This window comes from Xanthobacter sp. BG11Y11_SDJG (genome assembly GCF_057364445.1).
Genome location: NZ_JBNFNU010000196.1, coordinates 1 through 7,656, shown reverse-complemented (window position 1 = coordinate 7,656; position 7,656 = coordinate 1). Strand labels below are relative to the sequence as shown.

Genomic DNA, 7,656 nt, shown 5'->3' with positions numbered 1-7,656 from the left:
CCGGCGGACGGCGCAGCGGGCCGGGCCGGGAGGCGTTGGGTGGGCTGATGGTCATGGTGCCGTCCTTTCCGTGGGGGCGGGAGGGTCCCGGACGGCGCGGCATCGGCGCCGGGTTCAGGCGGCCGCGCCACGCGCGAACCGCCGAAGATGAGCTGCTGCACCAGCGGGCGATCGACGAAGCGCGCCGGAAAGATGGGGGCGGGGGCGCTGGCTTGGTCCAGACGCTCCAGATGTGCTGCGGACAGCGCGACATCGAGCGCCGCGAGGTTCTCCTCCGCCTGGGCGAGGGTGCGTGCGCCCATCACCGGCGAGACGACCGCCGGATGGGCCAGCGTCCAGGCCAGCGCCACCTGGGACGGCGTCGCGCCCAGTTCGGCGGCGATGGCGCCCACCTCCTGCGCGATGTGGATGGCGCGTTCGGTGAGATGCCCCGACGCGGCGATCACGCCTCGGCGGCTGTCGGACACGGCGGCATCGCGGCTGTCCGCCACGTCGGCGCGGGAATACTTGCCCGCCAGCACGCCGCCGCCGAGCGGCGACCAGGGCAGAACGCCGAGGCCGAGCGCCGCCGCCATGGGCATCAGCTCATGCTCGACCGTGCGCTCGAGGAGGCTGTACTCGATCTGGAGCGCGACGAAGGCGGACCAGCCGCGCAGGTCGGCGAGCGTCTGCATCTCGGCGATGCGCCAGGCCGGCGTATTGCAGATGCCGAGATAGAGCACCTTGCCCGACCGCACGAGATCGTCGAGCGCACGCATCACCTCGTCGGCCCGGGTGGTCCCGTCCCAGGCGTGCAGATAGAGCAGGTCGATGCGGTCGGTGCCGAGCTGCCGCAGGCTCTGCTCCACCGAGCGCACGAGGTTGAGGCGATGGTTGCCGCCCGCATTCGGGTTGCCGGGCTCGCGCGACATGGTGAACTTGGTGGCGAGGACGATCTTGTCGCGCCGGTCGGCGATGAAGGCACCGAGAAGACGTTCCGCCTCGCCATTGGTGTAGTTCACGGCGGTGTCGACGAAGTTGCCGCCGCGATCGAGGTAGAGATCGAAGATGCGGCGCGCCTCCGCGCCGTCGGCGCCCCAGCCCCAGTCGGAACCGAAGGTCATGGTGCCGAGGCTCAGGGGCGAGACACGCAGGCCCGAACGCCCGAGAAGCCTGTAATCGCCGAGTTTCATGTGACGGTCATCTCCTGTTTCCGAAAAGGTAGGAGACGTTCCCCTAGGGCACAATTTGCCCAATGGTGACCATGTTGGTAATCTCAAATTACCAATGATGACGGACCTGACCGGCGTTTTCCGGTATTCCTTTGCGGTCGCGGAGGCGCGCAGCTTCCGCGCCGCGGCCGAGCGCCTGGGCGTCACCCGCCCGGCGGTGAGCCAGGCCATCCGGCGGCTGGAGGACCGGCTCGGCATCGCCCTTATCCAGCGCACCACGCGCAGCGTCGCCCTCACCGAGGCCGGCGCGCAGCTCTACCAGCGCCTTGCTCCCGCCATCGCCGAGGTGGGCCTGGCGCTCGATGCGGCCGCCGACCGGGAGGTGGCGCCGAGCGGCCTGCTGCGGCTCGCGGTGTCGTCGATCGCCGAGCGCTTCATCTCGGGTCCGCTGCTGGCGGCCTTCGCCGAGGCCAATCCCGCGGTCCAGATCGACGTCACCGTCACCGACGACGAATTCGACATCGTCGCCGAAGGGTATGATGCGGGCGTGCGGCTCGGCGAGGTGATCGACCAGGACATGATCGCGGTTCCGGTCTCGGGTCCCCAGCGCCAGACGGCGGTCGCCGCGCCGTCTTACATCGCGCGCTTCGGCCGGCCGTCGCATCCGACCGAGCTGCCGCGCCACCGCTGCATCGGCTGGCGGCCCGCGCCGCGCGCCGCGCCCTACCGCTGGGAGTTCGGCGAGGCGGGGCGCGAGTTCGACGTCGCGGTCCATCCGCAGATCACCACCAACGACATGTGGCTGATGATCCGCACCGCCTGCGCCGGCGGCGGCATCACCTTCGGCATGGAGGAGACGTTCCGGCCCTACATCGCCGCGGGGGAGCTGGTGCCGCTGCTCGAGGATTACTGCCCGCCGTTCGCCGGCTTCTTCCTCTATTTCCCCAACCGCCGGAACCTCGCCCCGAAGCTCCGGGCGCTGGTGGAGCATGTCCGGCGCTGGCGCTAGGGGCGGGGGTCCTGCGCCGCCGGACGGCAGGGTTTTCCTGCGCGCCTTCGGTCCGGCCGGACGAACGGTGCGTGCGTCCAATACCCGCGACGGGTCCTCCCCCTTCGCGCAAGCGTGCCCGGCCGGATGCGATCGTCCCGGATTCAGCCGGGCGGGGCTTCCGCTCCCGCCAAAGAGACTGTATAAGGCGCGCCTTCAATTCGATCGCTGGTTTGCCATAACCTGCGCGAACCGCCGCAGCGGGCAGAAGGCTCGCTTTGAGGAGTTTTGGACATGGCCGTCCCCAAGAGAAAGACGTCGCCGTCGCGCCGCGGCATGCGCCGTTCCGCCGATGCGCTGAAGCAGCCGACCTATGTGGAAGACAAGGATTCCGGGGAGCTGCGCCGCCCGCACCACCTGGACCTGAAGACCGGCATGTACAAGGGCCGGCAAATCCTCAAGGCGAAGGCCGAGGCCTGAGCGCGCGCCGCGCTCCTGCGCGGCCGGCCCGATGCCCTCTCTGGCGCGCTGCCGATTCGTCGCACGCCGGGGATCGGTGCGCCCGTGACGCCGGGCCAGAGGATGTTCAACGGGGCGATACGGCCGGGGCGCGCTGCGGGAGCGGGTCCGGCCCGCCGCCCGTCCGGACGGTGTCCGGATGAGTGCCGCAGAGCCTGTTCTCCGTCATCGTTCCTTCGCTGCGGATGGTGACAGTCCTGGCACGATTGGCGATCCCCCATGGCGGCCCAATGCGGCGTGCCGTGATCGGGTCCGGTCGAGGAGAATGTGATGCTGACGCCGATACCGCTGCTCATTGTCCCGCTGGCAATCTTCAACATCTTCGCCTTCCTCACCCCAGGCCTCGACTGGCGCACCTCGCTGACCGTCGTGGAGATGCTCTCGGGGGCGAAGTGGGACATCAGCCTCGCGGAGGCGTTTATCGCCTTCAGCCTCGTGGTGCTGTTCTTCGAGGTGCTGAAATCGACGCGCATCTCCTCGCGCTCGATCATCGATCACATGCTGTCGATGCTGCTGTTCGCGGTCGCTCTGGCCGAGTTCCTGCTGATCCCGCAGGCCGGCAATTCGGTGTTCGCGCTGCTTCTGTGCATCATGCTGTTCGACGTGGTGGCCGGCTTCTCGATCTCCGTGCGCGTCGCCCAGCGCGACTTCTCCGTCGAGCCGCGCGACAACGCCTGAGACCTGTCCGGTGCGCGGTGCGAGGCAGGTGCGGAGCGGTGCCGGCCGCACCTGATCCGCACCCCCAAGGCCGCCCCGCTCAGATGGTCTGGTTGTAGGCGCCCACTTCCGGGTGGGTGCGCAGCACGCCGTCGACCTCGGCGAACATCTCGCGCATGCGGGCTTCCGAGACCGGGCTCTCCACCACCACCACCAGCTCGGGCTTGTTGGAGGAGGCGCGCACCAGGCCCCAGGAGCCGTCCTCGCAGGTGACGCGCACGCCGTTCACCGTCACGAGGTCGCGGATCTTCTGGCCGGTCACGAGCGCGCCCTTGGCGGCGAGGTCCTGATAATACTTCACCACCTCAGCGACGATGCCGTACTTCGCCTCGTCGGCGCAGTGGGGCGACATGGTGGGCGAGGACCAGGTCTTGGGCAGCGCCTCGCGCAGCTCGGAGAGCTTCTTGCCCGGGTTGCGGTCCATCATGTCGAGCACGGCGATGGCCGAGACGAGGCCATCGTCATAGCCGCGGCCCACCGGCTTGTTGAAGAAATAGTGGCCGCTCTTCTCGAACCCCACCAGGGCGCCGGTCTCGTTCACGCGGCGCTTCATGTAGGAATGGCCGGTCTTCCAATAGTCCGCCTTGACGCCGAGCTTGATCAGCTCCGGATCGGTGGCGAACAGGCCGGTGGACTTCACGTCCACCACGAAAGTGGCGTTGGGATAGATCTTGGCGAGGTCGCGGGCCAGCATCACGCCCATCTTGTCGGCGAAGATCTCCTCGCCGGCATCGTCCACCACGCCGCAGCGGTCGCCGTCGCCGTCGAAGCCGAGCGCCAGGTCCGCCTTGTGCTCCAGCACCGCGTCCCGCATGGCATGGAGCATCTCCATGTCCTCGGGGTTCGGATTGTATTTGGGGAAGGTGTGGTCCAGCTCGCAGTCGAGCGGGATCACCTCGGCGCCCAGCGCCTCCAGGATGCGCGGTGCGAAGGCGCCGGCGGTGCCGTTGCCACAGGCCGCGATCACCTTGATGGGGTGCTTGAGCTTCGGGCGGTCGGTGAGGTCCTTGATGTAGACCTCCGGGAAGTTCTCCACGAAGTGGTAGGCGCCGCCGCCCCTCAGGTCGAACGTCGCGCCGAGCACGATCTCCTTCAGGCGGGTCATCTCGTCCGGCCCGAAGGTGAGGGGGCGGTTGACGCCCATCTTCACGCCGGTCCAGCCGTTGTCATTGTGCGAGGCCGTCACCATCGCCACCGCCGGCACGTCGAGGGCGAACTGGGCGAAATAGGCCATGGGCGACATGGCGAGGCCGATGTCGTGCACCTTCACGCCCGCCGCCATGAGGCCGGAGACCAGCGCCAGCTTGATGGACGAGGAATAGGAGCGGAAATCGTGGCCGGTGACGATCTCCGGCTTGACCCCCATTTCGTGCATCAGGGTGCCGAGGCCCATGCCCAGCGCCTGCACGCCCATCAGGTTGATTTCCTTCTGGAACAGCCAGCGCGCGTCGTATTCCCGGAAGCCCGTCGGCTTCACCATGGGCTCGGATTCGTACGCATAGGTGTTCGGCACGAGGACGGGCTTGGGCGTCGGGAACATGAGGGGGCTTCTCCGCGCGGGCAGAATGTGTCGCGGATGTGCCGATAGCACGGAATCGTGACCAAACACATGGCGGTGCAGCATTTGGGGCCGGGCGGAGCGCGCAGGCTCGGTTCATGCCGCAGCATGACGGCGGCTTGGCACGGGCCGGCGGCGTCCGCAGCCCCGCCGCCGCCTCAGTCCGCTAGTCCGAGGCTCCCCTCGGCCCGACGCTCCAGGATGGCGCGGATGGCGGCGACCATCTCGGCCTCGGGCACGGCGAGCTGCGCCGGGCGGGCGGCGCGGTATTCGGCATTGTCGGCGATGGAAGCGGCGATCCGCGCGCCCTCCACCAGGTCCTTGATCTGGACCTCGCCGGCCGCCTTCTCGTTCGAGCCCTGGATCACCACCGCCGGGGCGCCGCGCCGGTCGGCATATTTCATCTGCGCCTTCATGCCGGCGCCGCCGAGATACATCTCGGCGCGGATGCCGTTGGCGCGCAGGTCCGCCACCATCTTCATGTAGTCGGCGATGCGCGCCGGCTCCTTGTCCATGGCGAGCACCACCACGGGGCCGATCTCGGCATCCGCATCGAGCTTGCCGAGCGCCGCGAGCGCCGCGAGCAGCCGCGACACGCCGATGGAGAAGCCGGTGGCCGGCACCTTCTCGCCGCGGAAGCGGGCCACGAGGCCGTCATAGCGCCCGCCGCCCGCCACGGAACCGAAGCGCACCGGGCGGCCGTCCTCGTCGGTGATCTCGAAGGTCAGCTCGGCCTCGTAGACCGGGCCGGTATAATATTCGAGGCCGCGCACGACCGAGGGGTCGATCCGCACCCGGTCGCCATAGCCGGCGGCGGCGATGAGGGCGGCGATCTCCGCCAGTTCGTCCATGCCCTCCTTGAAGACGGCGCTGGAGACGAGGCGCGCGGCCAGTTCGATGTCGCGGCCCGCCATCTCGAAGCTGACGCCCTCCGGCGTCGCCGAGATGCCGCCGTCCAGCATGGCGAGCACGAGGGACGCCTGCGCATCGGTCAGGCCGGCACCCTTGGTGAAGTCGCCGCTTTCGTCCTTGCGGCCGGTGCCGAGCAGCAGCTTCACCCCCGGAATGCCGAACTTGTCGAACTTGTCGACCGCGCGCAGCACGGTGAGGCGCCGCCCGAAATTCTCGTCCCCGCCGAGGCCGATGGCCTCAAGCACGCCATCGAGCACCTTCCGGTTGTTGACCCGCACCACGTAGGAGCCGCGCGGGATGCCCACCGCCTCCAGCGTGTCGGCGGCCATCATGCAGATCTCGGCGTCGGCGGCGACCGAGGGCGCGCCACCGTGTCGGCGTCGAACTGCATGAACTGGCGGAACCGCCCCGGCCCCGGCTTCTCGTTGCGATAGACGTAGCCGGCGCGCCAGGATCGGTAGGGCTTGGGCAGCCGGTCGAAATTCTCCGCCACGTAGCGGGCGAGCGGGGCGGTGAGGTCGTAGCGCAGCGACAGCCACTGCTCGTCGTCGTCCTGGAACGAGAACACGCCCTCGTTGGGCCGGTCCTGGTCGGGCAGGAACTTGCCGAGCGCGTCGGTATATTCGAACGCCGGGGTCTCCAAAGCCTCGAAGCCGTAGAGCTCGTAAACGCCGCGAATCTTCTCCAGCATGGCGCGGGTGGCGGACAGTTCGGCGCCGGTCCGGTCGGCGAGGCCGCGCGGCAGGCGCGCCTTCGGCCGGTCGCTGTTCTTGGTGTCGGTCGGCTTGTCGGTCGCCTTGTCTGTCTTGGCCATGGCTGCTCGCGCCCGCGAAGCGGGAATCTCGATGTTCAAAGGGCTGGGGGCGTCTTAGAGGAGCCCCGCCGGTGCGGCAAGGCTGGGCGCGCCGGGCGGCGGTTCGACCATGGGCGCCAGCCGATCGCGGCCGAATGAGGGCCGAGCCACGATGGTGCAGCGCAGCAGAAGTGCGCAAACCGCATGGCAGCCTGTTTTGCGCACCAGATCAGATCGATAGGCCCCCGCATCCTGTGCTTCCCACCAGGATCGGCTCCTTGATCCAGGTCAATATGCTTGACCTTTGTTGCAATGCACCTAACTTCCGCGGCGGAGGAACCCCGGGGGCATCCGAGGACGCCGTGGCGCATGCGCCCGGCAGGGTGTCGTTGGCGAGAGCTGCCGGCCGAGAGCGAACGCTCGCGCCGGAGACGACGCCACAAGTGGAGACCACCATGACCGATCAGGTCGCACCGGGCATTATCCGCAAGCTGTGGGCGGGAGAAGCGGAGATCTTCCGCGATCACCTCCTGCGCCTCGACGCGGACAGCCGCCGGTTTCGGTTCGGCTCGGCCGTATCCGACGAATTCGTCACCCGCTATGCCGCCCGGGCCTTCCGGTCCGGCGCCATCGTCCATGGCTGCTTCGTGGACGGGGAGTTGCGCGCCGCGGCCGAGCTTTACCCGCTCGGCGACGTGCTGCCGGGCGAGGCGGAGGCCGCCTTCAGCGTCGAGCACACCTTCCAGAACCACGGGCTCGGCACGCTTCTGCTGGAGCGCGTCATCCTCACCGCCCGCAACCGCGGCATCCGCACGCTCTGCCTCAACTGCCTGGCGCAGAACCGGCGCATGCAGCAGATCGCGCGCAAGTTCGACGCCGAGCTGAGCTTCGACAGCGACGAGGTGGTGGCCTCGCTGAACGCGCCCTTCCCGACCGCTTTTGTCGCTGGCGCGCGAGGCGGCGGCGGACGCGCAGGGCGTCGCCGGCGCTGTGCTCCAGGCCAGCGGCTCGCCACCGG

The 7,656-nt window shown here is 68.9% G+C and carries 5 protein-coding genes and 2 pseudogenes; 4 read left to right on the top strand and 3 right to left on the bottom strand.

All coding sequences use genetic code 11. The features are described 5' to 3' along the window. Positions 1-122: 122 nt before the first annotated feature. Positions 123-1,172: pseudogene (locus AC2W7M_RS15520) on the bottom strand (aldo/keto reductase); the annotation flags it as partial. Between the two features lie 94 nt (positions 1,173-1,266). Here AC2W7M_RS15520 and AC2W7M_RS15515 point away from each other — a divergent pair. From AC2W7M_RS15515 to AC2W7M_RS15505, 3 genes are all read left to right on the top strand, one after another. Next, positions 1,267-2,160: a LysR family transcriptional regulator gene (locus AC2W7M_RS15515; protein ID WP_486133127.1), complete on the top strand. Its 894-nt coding sequence runs from the start codon at positions 1,267-1,269 to the stop codon at positions 2,158-2,160. Positions 2,161-2,433: 273 nt separating this feature from the next. Beyond that, complete coding sequence (rpmF, locus tag AC2W7M_RS15510; RefSeq protein WP_121621440.1) at positions 2,434-2,619, top strand: 50S ribosomal protein L32; 186 nt, start codon at positions 2,434-2,436, stop codon at positions 2,617-2,619. 309 nt (positions 2,620-2,928) lie between these two features. Further along, positions 2,929-3,336, top strand: a complete 408-nt coding sequence (locus tag AC2W7M_RS15505) for a hypothetical protein (RefSeq protein WP_486133126.1) — start codon at positions 2,929-2,931, stop codon at positions 3,334-3,336. 79 nt (positions 3,337-3,415) lie between these two features. Here the strand turns inward: AC2W7M_RS15505 and AC2W7M_RS15500 are convergent, their stop codons facing one another. Both AC2W7M_RS15500 and hisS read right to left on the bottom strand, forming a co-directional pair. Next, positions 3,416-4,915 carry a phosphomannomutase/phosphoglucomutase gene (locus AC2W7M_RS15500; protein WP_486133125.1) on the bottom strand — a complete coding sequence of 500 codons (1,500 nt, stop codon included), beginning with the start codon at positions 4,913-4,915 and terminating at the stop codon, positions 3,416-3,418. Positions 4,916-5,091: 176 nt separating this feature from the next. Next, positions 5,092-6,659: pseudogene (gene hisS / locus AC2W7M_RS15495) on the bottom strand (histidine--tRNA ligase). A 434-nt stretch (positions 6,660-7,093) separates the two neighbouring features. Here hisS and AC2W7M_RS15490 point away from each other — a divergent pair. Further along, positions 7,094-7,656, top strand: a 563-nt coding sequence (locus AC2W7M_RS15490; RefSeq protein ID WP_486133124.1) for a GNAT family N-acetyltransferase, incomplete at its 3' end; no start/stop codon positions are given.

Bases quoted from the DNA above. Each gene is read 5' to 3' on its own strand.
- rpmF (WP_121621440.1), top strand. From the start codon at position 2,434: ATGGCCGTCCCCAAGAGAAAGACGTCGCCGTCGCGCCGCGGCATGCGC.
- AC2W7M_RS15500 (WP_486133125.1), bottom strand. From the start codon at position 4,915: ATGTTCCCGACGCCCAAGCCCGTCCTCGTGCCGAACACCTATGCGTAC.
- AC2W7M_RS15505 (WP_486133126.1), top strand. From the start codon at position 2,929: ATGCTGACGCCGATACCGCTGCTCATTGTCCCGCTGGCAATCTTCAAC.
- AC2W7M_RS15515 (WP_486133127.1), top strand. From the start codon at position 1,267: ATGATGACGGACCTGACCGGCGTTTTCCGGTATTCCTTTGCGGTCGCG.